Origin of the sequence: Chryseobacterium sp. Y16C (assembly GCF_022488405.1) — a bacterium.
GTDB lineage: Bacteria > Bacteroidota > Bacteroidia > Flavobacteriales > Weeksellaceae > Chryseobacterium > Chryseobacterium geocarposphaerae.
This window is the reverse complement of the sequence record NZ_CP092711.1, coordinates 1,216,539-1,240,488: the sequence shown is the minus strand read 5'-3', so window position 1 is coordinate 1,240,488 and position 23,950 is coordinate 1,216,539. Positions and strand designations below refer to the sequence as shown.

22 protein-coding genes and 1 pseudogene are annotated in these 23,950 nt (G+C 40.7%); 22 read left to right on the top strand and 1 reads right to left on the bottom strand.

The genetic code is table 11. The features are described from left to right. Positions 1-5 precede the first annotated feature (5 nt). From MKS83_RS05395 to MKS83_RS05365, 7 genes are all read left to right on the top strand, one after another. The gene (locus tag MKS83_RS05395) at positions 6-881 is read left to right on the top strand and encodes an AraC family transcriptional regulator (RefSeq protein WP_061084744.1); all 876 of its coding nucleotides are present in this window, start codon (positions 6-8) and stop codon (positions 879-881) included. A 63-nt stretch (positions 882-944) separates the two neighbouring features. After that, positions 945-2,591 (top strand): glucose-6-phosphate isomerase, encoded by a 1,647-nt coding sequence (pgi, locus tag MKS83_RS05390; protein WP_240582305.1) that lies wholly within the window; start codon positions 945-947, stop codon positions 2,589-2,591. Between the two features lie 291 nt (positions 2,592-2,882). Further along, complete coding sequence (locus MKS83_RS05385; RefSeq protein WP_061084742.1) at positions 2,883-4,034, top strand: iron-containing alcohol dehydrogenase; 1,152 nt, start codon at positions 2,883-2,885, stop codon at positions 4,032-4,034. A 148-nt stretch (positions 4,035-4,182) separates the two neighbouring features. Next, a complete protein-coding gene (locus MKS83_RS05380; RefSeq protein WP_240582304.1) occupies positions 4,183-5,076 on the top strand; it encodes a bestrophin family protein in 894 nt (297 codons plus the stop codon). Between the two features lie 17 nt (positions 5,077-5,093). After that, positions 5,094-7,658 carry an excinuclease ABC subunit UvrA gene (gene uvrA / locus MKS83_RS05375; protein ID WP_410679409.1) on the top strand — a complete coding sequence of 855 codons (2,565 nt, stop codon included), beginning with the start codon at positions 5,094-5,096 and terminating at the stop codon, positions 7,656-7,658. A 53-nt stretch (positions 7,659-7,711) separates the two neighbouring features. Further along, complete coding sequence (locus tag MKS83_RS05370; protein ID WP_240582303.1) at positions 7,712-7,966, top strand: SemiSWEET transporter; 255 nt, start codon at positions 7,712-7,714, stop codon at positions 7,964-7,966. Between the two features lie 114 nt (positions 7,967-8,080). Further along, positions 8,081-8,986, top strand: coding sequence for a helix-turn-helix domain-containing protein (locus MKS83_RS05365; RefSeq protein WP_240582302.1), 906 nt, complete (start codon positions 8,081-8,083; stop codon positions 8,984-8,986). A 115-nt stretch (positions 8,987-9,101) separates the two neighbouring features. Here MKS83_RS05365 and MKS83_RS05360 read toward each other — a convergent pair whose 3' ends face one another. Beyond that, on the bottom strand, positions 9,102-10,301 hold the full coding sequence (locus tag MKS83_RS05360; RefSeq protein WP_027374817.1) for an alcohol dehydrogenase catalytic domain-containing protein: 1,200 nt from the start codon (positions 10,299-10,301) through the stop codon (positions 9,102-9,104). A 563-nt stretch (positions 10,302-10,864) separates the two neighbouring features. On the opposite strand from MKS83_RS05360, the gene MKS83_RS05355 reads away from it, so the two are divergent. The 15 genes and pseudogenes from MKS83_RS05355 to MKS83_RS05285 all read left to right on the top strand — a co-directional run bounded on the left by MKS83_RS05355 (position 10,865) and on the right by MKS83_RS05285 (position 23,944). Continuing rightward, entirely contained in the window at positions 10,865-11,173 is a 309-nt protein-coding gene (locus MKS83_RS05355) for a DUF4134 domain-containing protein (protein ID WP_240582301.1), read from the top strand. Between the two features lie 26 nt (positions 11,174-11,199). Beyond that, positions 11,200-12,054, top strand: a complete 855-nt coding sequence (locus MKS83_RS05350; RefSeq protein WP_240582300.1) for a DNA adenine methylase — start codon at positions 11,200-11,202, stop codon at positions 12,052-12,054. After that, positions 12,041-12,409, top strand: coding sequence for a DUF4133 domain-containing protein (locus tag MKS83_RS05345; protein WP_240582299.1), 369 nt, complete (start codon positions 12,041-12,043; stop codon positions 12,407-12,409). The genes MKS83_RS05350 and MKS83_RS05345 overlap by 14 nt, the downstream gene beginning before the upstream one ends. After that, positions 12,406-14,981: pseudogene (locus tag MKS83_RS05340) on the top strand (TraG family conjugative transposon ATPase). The gene MKS83_RS05345 and the pseudogene MKS83_RS05340 overlap by 4 nt, the downstream one beginning before the upstream one ends. Before the next feature lie 22 nt (positions 14,982-15,003). Beyond that, the gene (locus MKS83_RS05335; RefSeq protein ID WP_240582298.1) at positions 15,004-15,636 is read left to right on the top strand and encodes a DUF4141 domain-containing protein; all 633 of its coding nucleotides are present in this window, start codon (positions 15,004-15,006) and stop codon (positions 15,634-15,636) included. A gap of 15 nt (positions 15,637-15,651) precedes the next feature. Continuing rightward, on the top strand, positions 15,652-16,677 hold the full coding sequence (gene traJ / locus MKS83_RS05330; RefSeq protein ID WP_240582297.1) for a conjugative transposon protein TraJ: 1,026 nt from the start codon (positions 15,652-15,654) through the stop codon (positions 16,675-16,677). Between the two features lie 2 nt (positions 16,678-16,679). Continuing rightward, positions 16,680-17,303 (top strand): conjugative transposon protein TraK, encoded by a 624-nt coding sequence (gene traK / locus MKS83_RS05325; protein WP_002981472.1) that lies wholly within the window; start codon positions 16,680-16,682, stop codon positions 17,301-17,303. A gap of 55 nt (positions 17,304-17,358) precedes the next feature. Next, the gene (locus MKS83_RS05320; protein ID WP_002981471.1) at positions 17,359-17,640 is read left to right on the top strand and encodes a hypothetical protein; all 282 of its coding nucleotides are present in this window, start codon (positions 17,359-17,361) and stop codon (positions 17,638-17,640) included. Next, complete coding sequence (gene traM / locus MKS83_RS05315) at positions 17,621-18,955, top strand: conjugative transposon protein TraM (protein WP_240582296.1); 1,335 nt, start codon at positions 17,621-17,623, stop codon at positions 18,953-18,955. Before MKS83_RS05320 ends, traM begins: the two co-directional genes overlap by 20 nt. 48 nt (positions 18,956-19,003) lie before the next feature. Then, positions 19,004-19,864 carry a conjugative transposon protein TraN gene (gene traN / locus MKS83_RS05310; protein WP_240582295.1) on the top strand — a complete coding sequence of 287 codons (861 nt, stop codon included), beginning with the start codon at positions 19,004-19,006 and terminating at the stop codon, positions 19,862-19,864. A gap of 11 nt (positions 19,865-19,875) precedes the next feature. Then, entirely contained in the window at positions 19,876-20,433 is a 558-nt protein-coding gene (locus MKS83_RS05305) for a conjugal transfer protein TraO (protein WP_240582294.1), read from the top strand. A gap of 15 nt (positions 20,434-20,448) precedes the next feature. Then, on the top strand, positions 20,449-20,925 hold the full coding sequence (locus MKS83_RS05300; protein ID WP_240582293.1) for a DUF3872 domain-containing protein: 477 nt from the start codon (positions 20,449-20,451) through the stop codon (positions 20,923-20,925). A 284-nt stretch (positions 20,926-21,209) separates the two neighbouring features. Next, the gene (locus MKS83_RS05295; RefSeq protein WP_240582292.1) at positions 21,210-21,968 is read left to right on the top strand and encodes a helix-turn-helix domain-containing protein; all 759 of its coding nucleotides are present in this window, start codon (positions 21,210-21,212) and stop codon (positions 21,966-21,968) included. 130 nt (positions 21,969-22,098) lie between these two features. Continuing rightward, the gene (locus MKS83_RS05290) at positions 22,099-23,637 is read left to right on the top strand and encodes a MauE/DoxX family redox-associated membrane protein (protein ID WP_240582291.1); all 1,539 of its coding nucleotides are present in this window, start codon (positions 22,099-22,101) and stop codon (positions 23,635-23,637) included. 55 nt (positions 23,638-23,692) lie between these two features. Beyond that, complete coding sequence (locus MKS83_RS05285) at positions 23,693-23,944, top strand: DUF6520 family protein (protein ID WP_002981456.1); 252 nt, start codon at positions 23,693-23,695, stop codon at positions 23,942-23,944. Positions 23,945-23,950 lie beyond the last annotated feature (6 nt).

Below are 23,950 nucleotides of genomic sequence, written 5' to 3'. Positions count from 1 at the left end.
TAAATATGATCACACATCATCTGAAAGATATTCAGCATAATTCTGAAAGGGCAATCACGCCCTTTCATATTTTTGAATTGGACAGGAATGCACTGGAGGAATATAGGGAACCGCATACAAAAGACCATTTTTGTCTATTATTTGTTAAAAAAGGCAAAATGAAAATGCAGGTGGAGGACCGCCGGTACGATGTGACCGAAAATAACATCTGTGTTATATTTCCTGGACAGCTATCATCAAAAGAACAGATCAGCAGCAACTTTGAGGGCAAGATGATCCTGTTTGATGAAGTGCTGTTCTGTTCGGATATCCTTAAAAATGAGCTGAGTATTTACAATCACAACATTTCTGTCAAACTCAATCATATTGAACTGCCCGTAGCGGAGACCAAGGAAGTAGAGTTGCTGTTGGATCAGATAGAAAAATTATACCATGACCTGACATCGGTAAAGAAAGAACAGGCACGGTTTTACATCAAGATAACGTTACTTAAACTGGTCGAGTTTGTCCACACGAAGTGGGACAAGAATAAACTGACCAATGAAAATACAAAACTCTATGGGAAATTTTTAGAATTACTGGAGCGGCATTACAAGACAGAACGTACAGTAAGCTGGTATGCGGAAAAATTGCTTATTTCACCAAAAAAATTAAATGAGATCACCAAGAAAACCGCGGGGCTGACCTCGATCGAAACCATCCACGCAAGGATCATGAATGAGATCAAGCAGCTGTTGCTGCTCTCCAGCTATTCCCATAAGGAAATTGCTTTCGAACTTGGCTTCAACTCACCCGCTGCACTTAATAAGTTTGTTAAGGCTAAGCTTGATGAAACACCCACGGACCTGCAGCAGCAATTGGCGCAAATGTATAAGACATAGGTATAAGTTGGTTGCGTGACCGCCGGAGAATTGAACTAGGTTTGTAACATAAATCTTAAACATATGTTACCAACGGTTAATTTAAAAAATACAGCGGCTTTTCAGAAGCTTACAGCACATTTCCAGATGATAAAAGATGTGCAGATCCGCAATTTATTTATAGAAGATCCCCATCGGTTCTCCACGTTTTCAGTGCAATGGGGCGATATACTGTTTGATTATTCAAAAAACAGAATTACAGAAGAGACGCTGAATCTTTTGCTGGAGCTGGCAAAAGAGGTGAAACTAGACCAGGCGATTGATAAAATGTTCGCTGGAGACAAGATCAATGCAACGGAGGGCAGGCCTGTTCTGCATACAGCACTGCGCCAGCCAAAAAATGCGGTAGTTACTGTTGATGGAGTGAATATCATACCCCAGGTTCATGAAGTATTGGACCAGATGAAAAATTTCACACAGGATGTACTTTCGGGAAGCTGGACTGGATATACGGGAAAGGCGATAACTGATGTTGTCAATATTGGGATCGGTGGGTCAGATCTCGGCCCCGTCATGGTAACGGAGGCTTTAAAAGCATATAAAACGCCTCTGAATCTGCATTTTGTATCGAATGTCGATGGTACGCACATTTCTGAGGTCTTCAAGCAAGTGAATCCTGAAACCACACTTTTTCTTATTGCTTCCAAAACATTTACCACCCAGGAAACCATGGCCAATGCCCATAGTGCGCGTTCTTGGCTGCTTGAGGCGGGGGCTGAAATAAAAGATATCGAAAAACATTTTGTTGCGCTGAGCACGAATGAAGCTGAGGTGGAAAAGTTCGGAATCAATACGCGTAATATGTTTGTGTTCTGGGACTGGGTAGGGGGAAGATATTCATTATGGTCCTCAATAGGACTGTCCATCAGTCTTGGAATAGGATATGCTAATTTCCAGGCGTTATTGGAGGGTGCCCATGAGGCCGACGAGCATTTTCAGCATATTCCCTTTGAAAAGAATATTCCCGTGATCATGGCTCTTTTGGGGATCTGGTATATCAATTTTTATGGTGCTGAGACCTTGGGTATTTTTTCGTATGATCAATACCTGCACCGTTTTGCTGCCTATTTTCAACAGGGGGATATGGAAAGCAATGGTAAATATATCGACCGTAACGGTCATATGGTTGATTATCAGACAGGACCTATAGTCTGGGGCGAACCTGGCACCAATGGACAGCATGCGTTTTATCAGTTACTTCATCAGGGGACGAAGCTGATACCTGCGGATTTCATCGCGCCTGCTCAGAGTTTAAATCCGCTGGGAGAACATCATAAAATACTATTGTCCAATTTTTTTGCGCAGACTGAAGCACTGATGAACGGAAAATCGGCGGAGGAAGTGATAACCGAACTGCAGGGATCTGGAAAATCAGCTGATGAAATCGAGCAGCAGCGTAAATACAAGGTATTTCAGGGAAACCGTCCGACAAATTCATTTTTGCTGAAAAAGATAACGCCAAAATCATTGGGTAAACTGATCGCTCTTTATGAACATAAAATTTTTGTGCAAGGGGTCATCTGGAACATTTTCAGCTTTGATCAATGGGGCGTTGAACTTGGTAAACAATTAGCTAATGCTATCTTACCTGAACTTCAGGAGGATCACCAGGTTCAGGGCCACGACTCATCTACCAATGGGTTGATCAATCAATATAAGTCCTGGCGCTGATTCAGGATAGGTTTTACTCCGAGTATAAAAAGCAGAAGTTTATTACTTCTGCTTTTTATACTTAATACAGTACCATATATGCTGTATGTCAGTGATTAAATGTATAACAATGAATGTTGTGTTCAGTATGAAGTGTTTGATTTTCAATAGTATAATGGTTTATGTCTGCCTTTTTGTTTTAATTTCAGTTGTTTATTTATAAGGGAGCAAATGTATATCATATAATATTCAATGTATAACATCAGCGTCTGCCATTGCAGTAATTTTGTATAAGAAATTTAAAATAAAAATATGAGCAAGTTATTTGTTGCCAGCGAAGTATTTCACGGAGCTGGAAGTTTATCAGAATTAAAGAACCTTTCAGGAAAGAAAGCGATCATTGTAACTGGTGGACAATCAATGAAAAGAAGTGGGACCTTAGATAGAGCACTTTCCTATTTAAACGAAGCAGGACTTGAAACTGCTGTTTTTGACGGTGTTGAAGAAGATCCGTCTTCGGAAACAAGTCTTAAGGGAGCTGCAGTGATGCGTGATTTTGAACCGGACTGGATTGTTGGTCTTGGGGGCTGTTCTGCAATCGATGCGGCAAAAATGATGTGGGTCTTCTATGAATATCCCGATGCCGATTTTGAGGCAATGACAAAGCCTTTCACTGTTCCGACATTACGCCAGAAGGCTAAATTTGTAGCGATTCCTTCTACAAGTGGTACAGGAACAGAAACAACAGGTCTGGCGGTTATCACTGATAGAGAAAAAGGGGTGAAGTATCCGATCGTTTCTTATGAGTTAACTCCGGATATTGCAATTGTAGATGGAGAAATATGTGCTTCAATGCCGGCTCACATTACATCAAATACGGGTCTGGATGCTTTGACACATTGTGTGGAAGCCTATGTGTCGAATATTGAAGACAACTATGCAGATGTACTGGCAAAAGGAGGTCTGGAAATTGTTTTTCAGAATCTGGAAGAAGCGGTGAATAATCCGGGCAATATCAAGGCCCGTCAAAACATGCACGATGCTTCATTTATGGGAGGTTTAGCTTTTAATAATGCGTGGTTGGGTATTGTACACTCATTATCGCATCAAGTTGGCGCCCTTTATGGTATTCCCCATGGTGCAGCCAACGCGATATTCCTTCCAAATGTGATCCGTTACAATCAGACAGCAACAAGCAGATACCCTGATCTGGCCAAAATTGTTGGCAGGACATCAGCAGAGGAGCTGGCTCAGGAAATTGAGAAACTTAGAGCGTCTGTCAATAACATAGGTTCACTTAAAGCATTCGGTATTTCCCGTGAAGACTGGGAGAAAAATCTGGATTTCATCAGCAAAAATGCTTTAGAAGATCCATGTACAGGTTTCAATCCGCGTAAACCGACTTTACAGGACTTAAAAGATCTTTACAATGCTTCTTTTGAAGGTGATATCTATCAGAATTAAACAAGTTTGATAAAGAAAGTGGTTTACCCTTTAATTTAGGGTGGATCACTTTCCTCCATTTGATATTTTGGAGCTATATTTATTAAATTGGAATCGGAAATTCTTATTTTGAATTGTATAGTAATAATAATGTTAAATAGAAAATCCCATGATTATAAACCGCAGAGTTCCATTTAAATTTCTATTAAATGAAATTAAGGTACAATTGTTTACAGTTGCCCTTCTGGGGGTTACTTTTGGTCTATTACCATATTATTTACCAGATTATGCGCCGGATATTTCCATTCAGATAGCGACAACGTTGGGTATTGCGATCTCGATTCTGTTATCGTATAAAATCAACCAGTCCTATAACCGGTGGTGGGAAGCCCGTACCATCTGGGGAGCAATCGTAAATGACAGCCGTTCTCTGATCCTGCAGCTCCAGCTTTATGTGAAAACTGAAAACGTAGATGTGGCTAAAATTTCCCATTATCAGATTGGCTGGTCCAGAGCCTTAGAAAGATCATTGAGGCGGCAGGATATTTGGCCTGTTCTGGAAGATTTGCTCAGCGAAGAGGAAATTAAAAAGCTCCGAGAACATTCAAATGTTCCCCTTGCGATCAGTCAATTACAGAATGGATGCTTGAAAAAACTTTATGATGAAAAGCTGCTGAATGAATTTGCTCTGCTTCAGATAGAAAAAACATTAAATGATCTGGTAGCATCGATGGGGAGGGCAGAGCGGATTAAAAATACCGTTTTTCCACCCACATTTGGGCAGATATTGCATGCCGCCATCTATTTGTTTGCCGTTTTTCTGAGTCTGTCATCCTCGTTCCACTTAAACATTGTGCTGCAGGTTGTCATTCTTATTTCGGTTTCGATGATGTTTTTTTTCTTGGAAATGCTAGCGCATAGGCTTCAGGATCCTTTCAGCAACAGCCCTACGGATACGCCTATGACCGCACTTTCACGAACGATAGAGATCAATATCCGTCAACTATTAAATGAGAAGGAAATCCCAGATCCGATTGAGCCGCAGGGATTTTATCTTATGTAACCTTAAAGCATTATTTTATGAAAATTTTTGGTAAAAATACAGAAGGCTCTAATAAGAGAGGCCTTTCAGATCAAAGTCCAAGCGAACAGAATTTCGAGGGTTTTGTACGTGTCAGGGGAGCCAAGGAACACAATCTAAAAGATGTTGATGTCGATATTCCGAGAAATAAACTTGTCGTGTTTACGGGGATATCGGGTTCGGGTAAATCTTCTCTTGCATTCGGTACGATCTATGCGGAAGCACAGCGAAGATATCTGGAATCAGTTTCACCCTATGCAAGACGTTTATTTAATCAAATGAATGTTCCGGAAGTCAGTGCCATTCATGGACTTCCCCCGGCTGTTGCCCTGCAACAGAGCAGGGGAGGAACTACCGTCCGCTCTACAGTGGGAAGTGTAACGACTATTTCCAATTTATTGAGGATGTTATATTCCCGGGCAGGGGATTATCCGCCCAAACAGTCTATCATCTATGCAGAAGGATTTTCTCCCAACACGCCGGAAGGAGCATGTCCTGTATGCCATGGTATCGGACGCATCTACGATGTCACAGAAAAATCGATGGTACCGGATGATTCCCTGACAATACGTGAACGGGCTGTGGCTGCCTGGCCTTCGGCTTGGCAAGGGCAAAATCTCCGGGAGATTTTGATGACTTTAGGATTTGATGTCGATAAGCCGTGGAAGGATCTGCCGAAAAAAGAACGGGACTGGATCCTGTTTACCGATGAAACACCTACAGTACCCGTTTATTCAGGGCTGTCTGCAGCGGAGGTAAACCGGGCAGTGAAAATGAAATTGCCGCCAAGTTATATGGGAACTTTTACCGGTGCCAAACGCTATGTTCTGCAAACATTTGCGAATACCAACAGTCAGATGATGAAGAGGCGGGTATCACAGTATATGCTGAATACGGAATGTTCGGAATGTCACGGAAAGAGATTAAAAAAAGAATCTTTGGCTGTAAAATTTGAGGGATTCGACATCGCTGATCTATCCAATCAGTCGTTATCTCAGCTGATGGCCATTTTTACTCCATATGCGGAAGGTAGATTTTTATCTAAAGATAAGGATAAACATCCTGAGAAAGCGATCGTTGCCCAAAATATTGCGATCGATCTCGTTGCACGGCTAAAAATCATGATTGATCTCGGTCTGGGGTATCTTTCGCTGGAGCGGAGCACGCCAAGTATTTCCCCCGGCGAGTTACAGCGGTTAAGGCTGGCGACACAGGTACACTCAAATCTGTTTGGCGTAATTTACGTTCTGGATGAACCCTCTGCGGGTCTTCATCCTGCAGATACAGAAGCCTTGTTGGCTGTTTTGATAAAATTGAAAGATGCAGGCAATTCAATGTTTATCGTAGAGCATGAGGTGGACATTATCCGGCATTGTGACTGGGTTGTGGATGTTGGGCCACAGGCGGGAGCCAATGGCGGGGAAATATTATATAGCGGTCCCCTGGAAGGACTGCAATCTGTAGAAAGGTCGGTAACCCGTCATTATATTGATCCGGTTCCTGTCACCAAAGAGATTGTCAGGAAAGCTGAACACTGGCTGCGTGCGATCAATGTCACCAGAAATAATATCCAAAACCTGGACGTGTCAATTCCCTTGGGCGTTCTCACCAGTATTACAGGTACTTCAGGGTCAGGTAAAAGCAGTCTGGTAAGTCAGGCACTGGTAGAGCTGATATCGGATTATTTGGGACAGGATATGGAGGAAAGTAGTGATGAACAGCCTGAACTATCACAGGAAACCAATATTCATACTTCAGGCGTTATCACAGCCGGCATGGAACACATCAAACGGCTGGTACGAGTTGACCAAAAGCCAATCGGCAGAACACCACGTTCAAATCTGGCAACTTATACGGGGCTGTTTGACAGGGTAAGGCAATTATTCGCTGAAACTGAGCTAGCCAAAAAAAGGAAATATGATGTGGGACGTTTTTCTTTTAATGTAGCCAAGGGACGATGTGCACACTGCAAAGGAGAAGGATTTGTTATGGTAGAACTGTTATTCCTTCCCAGTGTTTATACACCATGTCCGACCTGTAAGGGAACCCGGTATAATGACAAAACACTGGAAGTAAAGTATGACGATAAAAATATTGCCGAAGTTTTGGACATGACTGTGGATCAGGCCTGGGATTTTTTCAGCAGCGACAGGTCTTTAAGGCAAAGTCTTGAAGTCCTCAGACAGGTCGGTTTGGGTTATATACGTCTTGGACAGCCAGCCACAGAATTATCCGGGGGAGAAGCACAGCGTATCAAATTGGCATCGGAACTGCAGCGTACGCAAAAAGGGAAAACCTTGTACGTTTTGGACGAACCAACGACAGGACTACATCCGTCTGATGTGGAAAAGTTGATAGGTCAGCTGAATTTTTTGGTTGATGCCGGAAATACGGTGATTACGGTTGAACATGATATGCATGTTGTGGCTTCCAGTGACTGGGTTATAGATCTGGGACCCGGTGCGGGTAAAGATGGTGGAAAGATTATTGCCGAAGGAGCACCCAGGGATGTAGCTAAGAATAAGCAAAGCAAAACAGCTAAATATTTGGCTGCCTATGTTTAAAAAATGAAAATTAAAGGACGCGAGGTCCGCTATTAACAAAATAAATATGTCGTATGAATACAGACTTAATTGGACTCATTGCAGGTGTCTTAACTTCATTTGCAATGATGCCCCAATTAATAAAGGTGATAAGAACAAGAAATGCGGATGACATTTCAATCTTAACACTTATTGTTTTACTTTCAGGCCTTTCCCTCTGGGTCTGGTATGGAATCATGAAAGAAGATTGGCAGATCATCCTATCGAATGCCTTTGCCGTTCTGGTCAATTTATCCCTGCTGGCTTTCTGTATTATTTCCAGAAAATGATTTAACAGGTGCAGATCCGAAATGTATGGCATCCTGCTATCAAATCTAGCGGCTACAAAAATTAGGATTAAGTAAATTTTATTTGGTCAATAGTAAATATATAAAGACTTAAGTATGAAATCTTATCGGATAACTCCCGTAAATTTAAGCGACAGTTCTAAATTGGATTCCAGACTGGAGCACCGGAGGACTTTTAATCTTCCGAACTGTGAGCTCAACATATTTGAAACATTTCATAAAAGTGACAATGTAATACTTTCATATAGTGGTGGATTGGTGGTTTCAAGTATGATGAGAGGTAAAAAAGTGATGTCCGTGGATGGTCAGGAGGCATTTGACTTTCTGCCCGGTCAAAGTGTGATCCTTCCTGACGGACTAACCATGAATGTAGATTTTCCAGACGCAGATGAAAATCGTCCCGTGCAATGTATCACTCTTACACTGGACTGGGATACTGTTCACAAAAATCTTGACTATCTAAATGAGAGATATTCAAATCATCAGGCACCTTTTGAATGGAAACTTGATTTTTCGCATCAGCATTTCGAGAATAGCATGGAGCTGGTAACAAGTCTCAATAAACTTGTTAACCTTAGTATGGAGGAAGGTTTTGCAAAAGAGGCAATTGCGGACCTATCTCTTAAAGTACTTCTATTAAGGCTTCTTCAGACCCAAAACCGTTTGTCAGTGAACAGCAATCAACCAATGTATGACAATAGAATTCAACCGGCGATCAATTACGTGCATAAGCACCTTACGGAAAAAATAACTGTTGAAAAATTGGCAAGAGAATGCTGTTTGAGCCAATCATCTTTTTATCAATATTTTAAAAATATACTGGGCATAACTCCTTTGGAATTTGTTCTGCGCACGCGCATAGACCATGCAAAAAAAATAATGGCTGACAGTTCCGTTACTGTGACTGAAGCCTGTTACGCATCAGGTTTTAATAATGTGAATCATTTCATTAAAATTTTTAAAAGGCTTGAGGGACTTTCTCCGGGCCAATATAGACACTGATTAACGCAACGTGCGCGTTAAATAGGTATGTAATTGGTGAAGCTGAGAAATTAAAAAAAGGTGGGACATTTATTCAATGTCCCACCTTTACTTTTTATTTTCGCTCTACGTGAGTTTAAGAACGGTTTTTTATCATGCCATGTGGATCGATAATAAACTTTTTGCTTGAACCATCCGAAAAGTCTTTATAGGCTTGTGGTGCTTCGTCAAGGCTGATAACCTGCGGGTTCATGATCGTTTTCATGGAGATACGGCCCCATAGAATAGCCTGCATAATTTGATAATTGTAACGTCCAATTGGAGCCATTCCCGTTTGAATATGCAATGACTTAAGCCAACCTTTTCCCCAGTCGACAGTCAGTTTTCCGTGTTTGGCGTTCTCATCACGTCCTCCTGGGTCAGAAGGAGTATAGATACCTGGAATCCCTATACCGCCGCTTGCGCGGACAACATCGAAAAGATCATTGATAACTGCGTTGGGATTTTCTTTTTTGTAGTCTTCATCACCATGTCCATGTGCCTCATAACCTACGGCATCCACACCGGCATCCACTTCGGGTACACCGAGAATCTGTTCGATCTGTTCTGCTACGCTGGCATCAAGGGTAAGATCAACGGTTTCCATTCCGGCCTGTTTGACAAGTTCCAACCGCTCCTTGTTCATATCTCCCACAATTACGCAGGAAGCTCCAAGAAGCTTTGCTGATTCTGCAGCACAGCGTCCCACAGGTCCAGCACCAGCAATATAAACGGTTGATCCTGTTGTAACACCAGCAGCGTATGCACCATGGTATCCTGTTGGAAGGATGTCAGATACTAATGTGAGATCTAAAATCTTTTCCAGTGCTTGTTCTCTATCAGGAAACTTAAGGAGCTGAAAGTCAGCATAGGGGATAAGACAATATTCAGATTGGCCACCTAACCAGCCTCCCAGGTCAAACCCATAAGCGCCAACAGGGGCATCCGGATTAACGGTCTCGCAGACGTCGGTATTTCCGTTTTTACAGTTTCTGCACCGTCCGCAGGAAACGTTGAAAGGCACTGAAACGATGTCACCCACCTTGATGAATTCTACGTCTTTTCCAATTTCAACTACTTCGCCTGTGATTTCATGACCCAATACGTGTCCCACAGGTACTGAGAAACGTCCCCTAAAAATGTGCTGGTCACTTCCACAAATATTTGTGGAGACCACTTTAATGATTACCGCATGATGAATGTCCTTTCCCTTGGGGTTCTGGAATGTGGGATAGGCAATTTCATTTACTTCTAAGTTCCATGGGCCTTTGTAGACCACTCCTCTGTTACTAGCCATAATGTTTTATTTTGATGGTTTATAAATGTTTGTATTCCCTCATTCTGTGAGGATTATATATTAAAATTAAGCAATATTTAGCCCGGTAAAACATGTTGAACTCAGTATCGGAGAATGCTTATTCTAATATCAAGGATCGTTCTATTGTGCTGTGATCCAATTATCATGGGAGTAGTTGAAACGTAGCTCTTTAAGGCACTTATAATTTATGGAGCAAGACCTATTTTTTGTAAGATTTTAGTATAAAATTTATCCAGTAATGCTTGGGAATATTGACTTACCAGAATTTTATTTTATGGGATAACCAAATCTGTAATGAATACTAAACGCGAATAAATAAGATAAGAATTAGAAAAATAAATTACTGGAATCATTTTTAAAATAATGCATAACCGCCAGCTTTTAAAGCCTGGCGGTTTTTTATTTCTCGGAACTCAAATTAGGAAAACAACGGCAAACTTACTACCTCTGATACCACCTGCCCCCAAATCCTATACTACCTGCAACACCTTTGTTTCCAAGCCCGCACTGGCGGGTATTACAAACTTAAAATGTAATGAAACATGAAAAAATCAAGACAAAAAATTCTGCTGGCGTTGCTGTTTATTTCGCTTAGCAGCAATGGGACTTTTGCGCAGGGAAATGGTGCTGCAGGTATTCAGGAAGCCACGCAGATGGTTACAAGCTATTTTGATCCGGCAACAAAGCTGATCTATGCTATCGGTGCTGTGGTCGGACTGATCGGAGGTGTTAAAGTGTACAACAAATTCAGTTCGGGTGACCCTGACACTTCAAAGACAGCGGCGAGCTGGTTCGGCGCCTGTATATTCCTGATTGTCGCTGCGACCATTTTGCGATCATTTTTCCTTTAGGCTAACCCTATTAATTTTTTTCAATTATGGCAAAAAATAAGATGGTTACGCCACTGACCTATTATGGCGGAAAGCAACAGCTGGCCAAGATCATTATTCCGCTTATTCCACCCCATTATACTTACGTTGAACCGTTTGTTGGGGGAGGAGCGATATTCTGGTCAAAACCAAGGTCTGAGGTTGAGGTGATCAACGATTACAACCGTGAGCTGATCAATTTTTACGAGATGGTCAAAAATCAGTTTGTTGAACTGGAAAAAATGATCCGAATAACGCTCCACAGTAGATCCCTTCATAGCGATGCGCTGGTGATCTATAACAATCCTCATCTCTTTGACAGACTACAACGAGCCTGGGCAGTCTGGGTTCTATGCAATCAGTCTTTCAGCGCAAAGATCGGTGATTCATGGGGTTATGATGTTCGGGATCAGACTTCCACTAGAAGATTGAGTAATAAGCGGGCATCATTCTCCGAGGAATATGCTATACGACTTCAGAATGTTCAGATCGAAAATACGGATGCCATTCGGATTATTAATTCAAGAGATCATGAAAAGGCATTCCACTATTGTGATCCGCCTTACTTTAACAGTGATTGTGGTCATTACGATGGGTACAGCAAACATGATTTTGAATCTCTTCTATTATGCTTGTCCCGTGCAAAAGGCAAATTTCTATTGAGCAGTTATCCAAGTGATCTCCTGAACAAATTTAGCCGGGATCTTAATTGGCATACCGTCAAAATGCAGAAAGATGTGCTGGTCGATAAACATTCAGGAAAAGTACCCAAGAAAAAGATCGAAGTGCTGACCGCCAACTATGACCTTGCTATCGTGCAGGGAACCCTAAACTTTAAAACCCAAGAACATGAAAACCTATAACATCAATAAAGGTATCGGCTGTACAGTCGAATTTAAAGGGTTGAAAGCACAGTATCTCTTCGGATTTGCCGGAGGATTGTTATTGGTCCTGATCCTGGTTATGGTGCTGTACATGGCTGACGTAAATATGTATATCTGCCTTTCGGTCGGCTGTATTTCTGCATCGCTGATTGTTTGGAAAACTTTCAGTCTGAACAACAAGTACGGTGAACATGGGCTGATGAAGCTAGGTGCGAAAAGAAAGCATCCACAATTTATCATCACCCGTAAACCTGTCCAATCTTACCTTAAATACTCGGTTGCAAAAGGTGAGAAAATCCAAAATTTTAACACTAAATCTTCAAGGCCATCATGAGAAATATCTCTAAAACAACTACGTTAGAAAGTCGTTTTCCCCTCCTTGCAATTGAGAACGATTGTATTATATCGAAAGAAGGAGACCTTACGGTGTGTTTCCGTGTAAGGCTACCGGAAATTTTTACGGTGGGCACGGATGTGTACGAATCCATTCATTCCTCATGGAGTAAAGCGATCAAGACTTTGCCGGATTATAGTATCCTGCACAAACAGGACTGGTATTTAAAGGAGAACTATCAGCCGGATCTTGAAAGAATTGAACATAGTTTTTTGTCGCGTTCTTTCCAGCTGCATTTTAATGAGCGGCCATTTCTGAATCACTATTGTTATATTTTCCTTACAAAGACCACAAAAGCAAGGATGCAGTCCCAGAGCAATTTTAGCAGTTTGTGCAGGGGCAATCTTGTTCCAAAAGAAATACGGGATAAGGAAGGAATGCGGCGTTTCCTGGAATCGGTAAGCCAGTTCCAGCGTATCATCAATGACAGTGGTCATATAACAATGGATCAGCTGGGTGAAGCTGAAATATTGGGGAGCGAAGGGAAAACCGGAATCCTTGAACAGTATTTTACACTGTCACGTGATACCAATCCCGTTCTGCAGGATATGGCTTTGGGAGCAGAGGAACTTAGGATCGGAAGTAAGAGGATGGTACTTCATACCTTATCCAGTACGGACGATCTTCCGGGAGCTGTTTCAGACTGCAATCGCTATGATAGGCTTTCCACAGATCGCAGTGACTGTATGTTGTCTTTTGCCAGTCCTGTGGGACTGATGCTCAGTTGCGACCATATCTATAACCAGTACCTGTTCATCGATAATAGTTCTGAAAACCTTAAGAAATTTGAGAAGTCCGCCAGAAATATGCACTCATTGGCACGTTATAGCCGGGCGAACCAGATCAATAAAGAATGGATAGAGCGTTATCTGAATGAAGCACACTCCCACGGTTCACCATCGATCCGGGCCCATTATAATATATTTGCGTGGAGTGAAGACCGACAGGATCTGCGTAACCTGAAAAATGATGTCGGAAGTGCACTTGCTCTTATGGAATGTAAACCCCGTCATAATACGGTTGATGCCGCCACTTTATATTGGGCGGGAATTCCGGGCAATGCCGGTGATTTTCCAGCCGAAGAATCTTTTTACACGTTCATCGAACCGGCATTGTGTTTTTTTACGCAGGAGACCAACTATCAGAATTCACTTTCTCCTTTTGGGATCAAGCTTGCGGACAGGCTGACTGGGAAACCGGTGCATTTGGATATCAGTGATCTTCCCATGAAAAAGGGGATTATCACGAATAGAAACCGTTTCATCTTAGGGCCATCTGGGGGTTGGCGGGCTATTCTTAATTGAGTAGCCCGCCAGCCCACCCAAAAAATGGAAGTGGAAAATCATTCTTCACCAATCATATGGTGAGACAGTATTATGAGCAAGGAACTCATGTGCTATTAGTTGATACGGGTAATTCTTATCAGGGGCTTTGCGAACTGATCAAAGGTAAGACTAAGGGAAAAGACGGGGTTTATTTCACCTATACCGAGGAAAACCCGATCTCATTCAATCCTTTTTTTACCGAAGATAATGTCTTCGATATCGAGAAAAGAGAAAGTATCAAGACCTTGATCCTCACATTATGGAAAAGGGATGACGAAGCTCCCAAACGTAGTGAGGAAGTGGCACTGTCCAATGCAGTCGCAGGATATATCGAAAGAATTAAGAATAGTTCTGAAAGACCTTGTTTCAATGCTTTCTACGAATATATCAAAGGGGACTACAAAAAGATTCTGCAGGACAAAGAAGTACGTGAGAAAGATTTTGATCTGGCGAACTTTTTAAATGTGCTGGAACCCTATTACAAAGGTGGTGAATACGATTACTTACTAAACTCAGAAAAAGAGCTTGATTTGCTTAATAAGAGATTTATTGTCTTTGAAATTGATGCGATCAAAGATCACAAAATCCTGTTTCCTGTGGTTACGATCATCATTATGGAGGTCTTTATCAATAAGATGCGTCGGTTAAAAGGTATCCGTAAGATGATACTCATAGAGGAGGCTTGGAAGGCAATTGCTAAAGAGGGGATGGCAGAATATTTAAAATATTTGTTTAAAACCGTCAGAAAATTTTTCGGTGAGGCAATAGTGGTCACACAGGAAGTGGACGACATCATACAATCTCCCATAGTCAAGGAAACAATCATCAATAACAGTGACTGCAAGATCCTGCTCGACCAGCGGAAATACGCCAATAAGTTTGATGAGATCCAGAATATGCTCGGGCTTACAGAACGGGAAAAATCGCAGATACTTTCGATCAATCAGGACAATGATCCGAACCGCAAATATAAGGAAGTATGGATAGGACTTGGAGGAACGCATTCAGCGGTCTATGCGACAGAAGTGAGCGAGCAGGAGTATTTGGCATACACTACGGAGGAATCGGAGAAAATGGAAGTGATGGATCTAGCCCATGAAATGGGCGGGGATGTTGAAGCCGCCATAAAAAAAATATCACTGAAAAAGATCAAAGGGTTAACGTCCGGCGATCATCCCAATAATTAAACAATCTTAAAAATTTAGAAAAATGAAAAATTTATTAATGACTGTGTTTATGGTAATGGCAATTACCATAACACAAAAAGTAAAAGCACAATGGGTTGTAACTGATCCGGGCAATCTGATCTCAGGTGTTCTGAACAGCGCCAATGAGATTGTACAGACCTCAAATACTGTAAGTAATGTCGTGAAGAATTTTAACGAAGTCAAAAAGGTGTATGAACAGGGTAAAGAGTATTACGACAAACTGAAAGCGGTGAACAACCTGGTTAAAGATGCAAGAAAAGTGCAACAGACCGTCCTTTTGGTCGGGGATGTCAGTAATATGTACGTTAATAATTTCTCCCGTATGCTGAACGACAAAAACTTCTCTGCAGCGGAACTGGTGGCCATTGGAAATGGGTATTCGTCACTGCTAAACGAAAGTACCGAACTACTCAAAGAGTTAAAACAGATCGTGAGTTCTAGCAGCCTTTCATTGAATGATAAGGAGCGTATGGAGATTATAGACCGTGTCTATAAGGAGGTTAAGGAATATCACAGCCTTGTAAGATATTACACCAATAAAAATATCTCTGTGAGCATCCTACGAGCTAAAAAGCAAAATGACACGAAGCGTGTCATGGACCTATATGGAACTGCTAGTCAAAAATATTGGTAATAAATTCTCAAAGTTATGGAATTTAACAATTTACATGAGATCCTGAGAGGTCTCTATGATGAAATGATGCCACTTTCGGAAACAATGGCTGTGGTAGCAAAAGGTGTGGCGGGACTGGGCGCACTGTTCTATGTGGCGCTAAAGGTTTGGCAGGCATTAAGTAGGGCAGAGCCAATAGATGTTTTTCCACTGTTAAGACCATTTGCGATAGGCATGTGCATTATGTTTTTCCCTACAATCGTATTAGGGACAATTAACGGAGTACTTAGTCCAATTGTTAAAGGTACTCATTCGATGCTGGAAGGGCAGGTTCTGGATCTCAATACCTTGCAACAGCAAAAAGATGTACTGGAAAAAGAAGCGATGTTGCGGAATCCTGCTACAGCCTATTTGGTATCAGATGAGGAGTTTGACAAAAAGCTTGATGATCTGGGATGGTCATTTGATGATATCGCAACGATGGTCAGCATGTACCGGGATCAGGCAGTCTACAATATCAAGCAGGAAATCAAAAAAGAATTAAGGGAAATCCTCGAACTGCTTTTTCAGGCTGCGGCGCTGGTTGTAGATACGATCCGGACTTTCTTTTTAATCGTTCTTTCGATACTGGGTCCGATTGCATTTGCCATCTCCGTCTGGGATGGATTTCAGAGCACTCTTACCCAGTGGCTCAGCAGATATATAAGTGTTTATCTGTGGCTTCCTGTGGCCGATCTTTTCAGTGCAATGCTTGCGAAAATAAACGCCATGAGTGTACAGCGGGATATAGAACTATTAAGTGATCCCTCATTTGTTCCAGATCCCGAGAATAGTGTTTACCTGATTTTTATGATCATAGGAATTGTTGGATACTTTACCATTCCAACTGTTACAAGCTGGATTATTCAGGCTGGCGGTGCCGGAAACTTTACCCGTAATGTCAGCCAGGCGGCCATGCGTACAGGAAATGTTGGTGCGGCTGCGGCTGGAGCAGCAGTGGGGAATATCGGGGGTGAACTGCTGGATAATAAAAGCAATGGACAAGGACAAAAAAGCAATTGATTATGGAATTCAAAACATTAAGAAATATTGAAAACAGTTTCAAGCAGATCAGGCTATACGCAATTGTCTTTGCAATATTGTGTTTAGCGGTAGCAGCTTTTGCAGTCTGGAAATCATATTCCTTTGCATCGGTACAACGGGAGAAAATTTATGTTCTTGATCAGGGAAAATCGCTGATGCTGGCACTCTCACAGGATGCAAGCATAAACCGCCCCGTTGAGGCACGTGAGCATGTCAGGAGGTTCCACGAGCTTTTTTTTACGCTGGCACCAGATAAAGCTGCGATTGAAAGCAATATGAAACGGGCGTTCGACCTGGCGGATAAAAGTGCTTTTGATTATTATCGTGACCTTTCTGAAAAGGGGTATTATAACAGGATTATCTCCGGGAACATTCAGCAAAGAGTTGAAGTGGACAGTGTGGTCTGTGATTTTAATTCGTATCCATATTCTGTCACCACCTACGCCAAGCAGTTTATCATCCGGTCCAGTAATCTTACCCGAAGGAGCCTTGTCACATCATGCAATCTGCTCAATAGCGTCCGGTCAGACAGCAATCCACAGGGCTTCCAGATTTTAAAATTTTCAGTCCTTTCCAATAAGGATGAGGAAGTGATAGAGCGGTAGATAAAATTAGTTCTCTCCTTAAAAGGGGGAGGCGTTATGGTTCAAAATTTAGAAAATGAAAAATATTAGAACAACAATTGATAATGAGCTTGAGAAGCTCGATCTGAGATGGCGGAATTTACCCGTCCGTAAACAGATCAGATATGTACTTTATCTATTCGCCTTCTACCTACTTATGGGCGTAGGCGTACTGGTCAAGGTATTTTATGATCTGGGAAAAGGGGATAAAATCGATATAAGCCATATCGAGGTGCCCGCAGTAATTCATAATGAATCTTCTTTGAAAGATTCTGTTAGAAATCCTAAAACTATACACAATGGAAGAGAAAGAGAATAAGAGGATCAGTTTAATTGTGGATGAAGATTCTACAGAAAATCCGGAAAGTAGTTTCTCAAAAAATGATAAGCTTAAAAAGCCCATCATCTTTGGCCTGATGGCCATTGTTTTCATCGCCTGTCTTTACTTAATATTTAAGCCTAAAAATAGTGGTGAGGAAAATAAAGACAAAGGTTTAAAAAATGCCGTACCCGAGGCAACGGATAAAGGACTGCAGGCCGATAAACAAAAGGCATATGAAAAAGAGATGGTTGAGGAAAGGGAAGCGGCAAAGCGTAATTCCCTGATGTCTTTGTCAGATTATTGGAGTGGTGCAGACACATCGGTTAACGCTGAAACTCCAGTTTCGAAGGTTATTGCAGGAAACTCAGGGGGATATGGGATGAGCGGTGCACAGAATAGTTCGTTGAGCAGTTATCAGAATGCGCAGCAAACGCTTGGCTCGTTTTACAGGGATGATGACCGTGAGAAATTGGCACTTCGTAAACAGGTAGATGAACTCAAAGATAAGCTTTCAGAAAAAGATGTCCCGCAGGCACCTACCTATAAGGATCAGCTCGCATTAATGGAAAAATCATACGAAATGGCTTCGCGCTATCTTCCGTCAGCAAATGGTGGACCCGCAAGCCCTACGGTGAATGTTGGACAGAATATGGATTCAACTGCAGTTAAAACAACTGTTTTACCGGGCAAAAAAGGGAAAACCGAAAGTTTGAAGGTGCTGAAAAAGAGTGTCGTCTCAGCCCTCTATCGGGAAGAGGACGCATCGGAGATTTTAAATGGGATCGGAGATCGTAACATGGGTTTTATAACGCCAGGACAAGTTGTTCAAAGCGATGTTGTCAGGAACAGCATACGTGCAATGATAATGGAAACAAAAACATTATCAGGCGACGGGTCACTAAAGTTGAGGTTATCCGAAAATGCCACTATTGGCGGTCATTATGTTCCCAAAGGAACCGGACTGGTTGCCGATACCAAATTTCAGGGAAACAGGCTGCAGCTAAAGATCAATGCAGTTGAAGTATCCGGAAATATAGTTCCGGTTGAGATTCTAGTCTATGGCACGGACGGTCAGCTTGGGCTACTTGTCCCACGAACAGATGAGATCAATGCCGCAGGAGAAATAGCGGCTAACATGAGCCAAAGTTCAGGAATGAATATTTCGATGTCACGTTCTGCGGGCCAGCAGGTTGCCAGTGATCTGAGCAGGGGCTTGATTCAGGGAGTTTCCGGTTTTTTTTCTAAGAAGCTGAGAGCTGTTAATGTAACAGTGAGATCAGGGTATCCGGTACTCCTGTTGACAAAAAAGTAATATAACAACAATAATAATCATACTATGATATCAATCAAAAATACACTTATGATCCTGCTTTTTGTAGGACTGTTCATCAAGACCTTTGGACAACAGTCTCTTGAAGCGGGAAGGGTCGAAGCTTATAGGCTGGAAGTTACCTATAATAAAACCTGCCACCTGATTTTTCCGGTAGCGATCAGGTACACAGACCTGGGATCGAATTATCTGATTGCGGAAAAAGCTGAGGATGCGCAGAACGTCCTGCGTATAAAGGCCGCGGTTAAGGACTTTGCAGAGGAAACCAATTTCAGCGTGATCACAGAGGATGGGCAATTTTATAGCTTTAATGTTATTTATAATGCTGATCCTTATACGTTGAGTTATGATCTAAAGAAAATGAAAACTGATGTTGAGCGTGAGGAAGGAAGAAACGTTCAGTTTGAAGAGCTCGGTTTTAATCCACCATCTTTAACGGAAATTGTACTTAAAACCATCTATCAGCAGAATAAAAGATATGTACGGCATATCGCTGCCAGATCCTATGGCATTCAGTCAATTCTTAAGGGAATCTATGTCCACAATGGAAAGTTTTATTTTCATCTTGAAGTGAAGAACAGATCAAATGTACCTTTTGTCGTTGACTTCTGTACCTACAAAATCGTTGATAAGCAGATTGCGAAAAGAACAGTATCTCAGGAAAAGCAATTGGTTCCGGTAAGGCAATATCCCGGTCTTGAAGTAATCTCGGATAATTCAATCGCTGGCAACGTCATACTTCTGGATCAGTTCACAATCACCGATGAACAGGTGCTAAGAATTGAAATTTTTGAAAGGAATGGCGCAAGGAACCAGGTTCTGGAAATTGAAAATTCGGATTTGGTTGCCGCAAAGCCCGTATCTGAAATGAAGATTAAAGTCACTCAATAAAGCAGCGAATTATGAAAAAATATATCATCTTTTTGGTACTGGCGATTTTGAGCATCAAATTACATGCACAGAGAATGGTCTATAAACAGAAATCTTTGGAAATTAATACGGGACTTCTAAATACAGAAAGGGTAGGCAAAAATTTCTATCTAAATCTGACACTGAACAGTTTTGCGAAACATGGCAACTATTGGATCTGGGGAGTGGAATATCAAAGAAAGACCGTAGACTACAAAAATTGGGAAATTCCTTTAGAAGACTTCATCGGAGAGGTTGGTTATAGTGTTAAGCTTCTCTCGGATTCAAGAAAATTTATTACGCTGAATGGAGGTGTAACTGGAGTTCTGGGCTATGAATCTGTCAATAGGGGAGACAGTCTCCTTTTGGATGGGGGGCTTCTAAAAAGTAATAATGGATTTGTTTTTGGGAGCAGCGGCAGATTGTCGCTCGAGACATACCTTTCAGACCGGATTGTTTTTATGCTGCAAGGTCGCATAAGGGTGCTTTGGGGAACAGATCTTGAGCGGTTCAGACCTTCAACGGGTGTCGGTTTACGTTTTAACTTTTGAAAATCAGCGAATAAAATGAAAAATTTAATTAATAAGTGGAAAATGTCGATAGGAACGCTTTTTCTAGGCTTTATTGCTATGCTGGGAATTACGTTACTTTCCGGATGTGATAAAGAGGTTTTGGATGTACAGGAAGTTTTCCCTTTTGAGGTGAAGGTGATGCCAGTACCAAAGGAAATCGGAATGGGTGAAACTGTTGAGATCAGATTTTCTATCATTTCAAACGGAAATTATACAGGTAATACCTACCGGATACGTTATTTTCAGAACGATGGACAGGGCATTTTAAATTATTCAGGTTATAAACCTTATTTACCGAACGATCTTTATCCCTTGGCCGAGAAAGAATTTCGCTTGTATTATACCTCACAATCTTTAGTTTCACAACAATTTGATGTGTGGATAGTAGACAGTTTTGGTAATGAAAAGCAAATTTCTTTTCAATTTAACAACAAAAAATTGGGTCCGATCATTATCGGTCCGGTTAGATAATATTATATTTATAAAAGTATTACAGTAAAAATAGGGCGAAGGCCTTACACTACCAGAGTGAGAGCATGCTCATTAGGACAGCCAATGGCTGTCCTTTTTTGTTACAATTAATTAGTAAATGTATGCGCGAGAAAGTGAGATGATTTTTTTACATGGAAATATTTCTTTATTAGGGTAAAAATGTTAGATTTATATAAACTATAGACCATAAATTACACTATACGGAAACTTATTTTTGCTATCCCTGAGATCGGTCTAATTTTGATGTCAACTTATAGATTGTGATGAATTTTTATATTGTTTCATTATTGGACGCTATGGCGGAGCAAAACCTATCTATATTTTGCGATCTTAATTTCGTAAAATCTGCTGGATTTTTCTCAGACCTACATGAAATTTCCAATCGTTTCAAAGTGGTTACAGATTTTTATTTCTCCTTTTTAAAAAAACTAAATTTTATATCGAACGAAGCTTCTATTACAAATCATTTGGGTTATTATAATTTTACAGAGCCTAATATATATGAGCGGCCAGTAAACGAAATCTTGCGCGCCCTTAGTCACAAAAAACTGCCGTTTAAAGATGTAATACCAGTTCAAACGAGATATACAGATAAGGATAATATGCATTTAGTTGTAGGTTTATACCGGATAGAGAATATTAAGAGAAGCTTTTTGCATATAGTTGATCTATGTCTACCTAAAAGCGAAATAAAAAATATCCCATCTGAGGTAACCTATGTTAAGGACTTACTTGATTCTTATATTTCTGATGAAAAGCAGACATTGAGAACATTTATAGAAAAAAAAGGATATAATTACAATCATTTCCAACGGGACTGTAAAGTATGTTTTGGGGATTCCTTTTATAGCTTCTGGTTAAAAAAGAAGATGATAGTGGCTGTTCAGGATATTGTTTTCACGAAGATGAGCTTAAAGCAGGTTGCATTCAAAAATAGATTTCTTGACTATCAGAATATGTACAAGGCTTTCATTCGTCACGGAATTGGTTTGACAACAATTCCTCGATTAGCTAATTTATAATATTTTAAGTTACTATTGTACATACTTTTGTTGCATATTGGTATAAGTTTATTACATATTGGTATATAATTGTTAATATTGTCAATATATAATTTTACCCTAATAGCGAAATTTGTCATAATCAATGCCAATGATTATGATAGGCTTCGTAAAAAAATATTTTGTAAAAACGGTCAGCATTCTTTTGGCCTTACTTTTTGTATATGCTGCTGGAAGTAAGTTACTCGACTTTGAGAATTTTCAGGTGCAGCTTGCTCAATCCCCTTTATTAAGTGCGTATGCCGGTGTAGTCTCTTATAGCATCATAACCATTGAATTCATTGTAGCGATTTTGCTCTGTTTGCAAAATACTCGTTTATTGGGACTGTATCTATCGCTCGGCTTAATGGCCGCTTTTACAATTTACATTTATATTATCCTTACTTATAGTGAATTTGTCCCCTGCAGCTGCGGGGGAATTCTAGAAAAAATGGGATGGACAGGGCATCTGATCTTTAATATTTGCGTTGTTATATTAACTGCTGTTGCAATTTTCCTATTGGAGAGAAACAGGGAAACAAGGATTACCAGAATATTATCCTTTTCGGCAGGAACAGTAATTGTCAGTTGTCTTGTTGTCGTTATGATGTTTCTTTCCTCGGAAAATATTATTAAAAAGGAAAATAACTTTACACGACGTTTTTTGCAGCATCCAATTTTTGAAGATAAGGTTTATAATCTTGGCGTTAACTCCTATTATTTTGCGGGGATCACAAATGGTAAAATTTATCTTGGCAATTTGACGACACCATTATTTATCACTGAGATCGATACCGGGTTTGCTGCTATGCGCCGTACAAAGATTACTTTGGATAATTTAGATCATACCTTTAGAAATGTGCAGCTTAAGGTCAAGTATCCTTATTATTATTTGTTTGATGGAAATGTTCCGGTTATCTATAGAGGTAAACTGGGCGATTCAACAGCAAATACTATAAGCAATGGTGATGCATATTTCAATCAGCTAATTGTACTAGATTCGATGAAGTTCGGAATTCGTACGCAAAAACGTTCTGACAATCAGTATACTTTTGCCTCTCTTGACCTTAATGGAGATCCAAAGTTATCTCTTAAGACTGAAATTTTAAAAAAGCAGATAGATGGTGTCTTTGATGTGGATGGGTCATTGAATTACGATCCTGTAAATGATAAAATTGTTTACACTTACTTTTATCGGAACCAGTTCATTGTGATGGATAGCGATTTAAGCGTTAAAAATAGGTTTAACACTATTGATACAACAAGCCGAGCTAATATCTCAGTAATCAGACTTTCCGATGGACGCAACAAGATGAATGCTCCATCGGTGAGTGTAAACAAAAGTTTTGCGCTATACGGTGGCTTAATCTTTAACCGTTCTAATCTTAAAGGGAAGCATGAACCATCAAGTTCATGGAAGAATTCATCTATTATTGATGTTTACAGTACAGACGAGCAACATTATATCGGAAGTTTTTATATACGCAATAGAGAAGGTAAATCTATGTCATCTATGATCTGTGACGGACATTATTTATATGTACTTATCGGTAACGAGCTACAGCGTTATAGGATTAGAGACGGAGCTTTTAAATTTAACATTCAACGAAACCAGTGGTTCAAGGAGGCACTGGCGGATAGGGATATATAGGGAATTGCCGAAAACCCTGAATAGATTAGGCAGTAACCAATTAAATTATGATAGCATGAAAAAATTGTTATTACCTGGTCTTATTGTAGCAATGGGACTAGGGGGTGCTTATGCTAGCAGTACAATGAAGACCGCAATGCCAACCTACCGTATCAACGGAAGCCATTGTGATGTCGTTCAACAGGAATGTAATGAGCAACCTGGTGAAGTTTGTACCTGGAATGAGGATTCGTCTTCTCAGCTGTACAAGTTTCGTAGTTCTGATGAAACTACCTGTTCTCAAGAACTCAGTAGAAGTATTCAGTAAAAAAGA